1 protein-coding gene is annotated in these 823 nt (G+C 83.0%); it reads right to left on the bottom strand.

The window, feature by feature from the left end; all coding sequences use genetic code 11:
- Positions 1 to 823 (bottom strand): c-type cytochrome (locus E2C05_RS33760; RefSeq protein WP_205083289.1); only part of this gene is annotated, 823 nt, incomplete at both ends.

The following is an 823-nucleotide window of genomic DNA, read 5'->3' as shown; positions in this document are numbered from 1 at the left end:
ACCAGCAGGGCCGCGGCCTCCGCCGGCACCGCACCGGGCGCGACCACCGCCGGCTCGGCGCCGGCGAGCCCCGCGACCCGCTCGGCGATGCGGGCGGCCAGCCGCGCCTCGGCCGCATCGGCGGCGAGGATGGCGGCGCGGCCGGGATCGGGCAGGACGCGCAGCAGCGCGGTCCCCTCCTCCACCGCGCCGGGCAGCAGGGCATGGGCGCCGGGAACCGTCCCGGCGCGCACCGCCAGCATCGGGATGCGGGCGGCGGCGGCTGCGGCCAGCGCCGCGTCCTGCGCCTCCTCCGGCAGGCCGGAGACCAGGGCGAGCACGCCCGCCGCCTCCAGGGCGCGCACGGCCTCGGCCGGGTCGCCCTCCGGCACGGTCACCCGCTCCACCCGCCGGCCGAAGACGCCGATCGGCGCGGCGGCCTCGAGCGCGGCGGCGAAGGCGGCGGCGAAGGCCTCGCCGCGGCCGCCCGGCGGCAGCAGCAGGCCGAGCCGGATGCGGTCCTCCGACACGCCGGGCACCTGCCGCGCCTCCAGCGCCCGCAGCCAGGCGACCAGCGCCTGGCCGTCCTCCAGCGTCAGGGCATAGCGCGGCATGGCGCTGTCGAGCACGCGGCCGCCCGGCGCCAGCCCCTGGGCCACGGCGCGCAGCAGGCCGGCCTCGTCATAGGCCGGGCGGTCCGGCGTCGCGCGGGCGAGGGCGGGCCAGGCGATGGGCGGCGGCCGCACCCCGGCCTCGGCCCGGCCGCCGGCGCCGGTCGCGCCATGGCAGCCGGCGCAGGGCAGCGCGGTGGCGGGCAGCGCCGCGCCGCCGGCCGCCAGCGCCT

Source organism: Paracraurococcus ruber, assembly GCF_004353985.1.
GTDB lineage: Bacteria > Pseudomonadota > Alphaproteobacteria > Acetobacterales > Acetobacteraceae > Paracraurococcus > Paracraurococcus ruber.
Note: the sequence above shows the minus strand (reverse complement) of the source record. Positions and strands in the feature narration are given on the sequence as shown.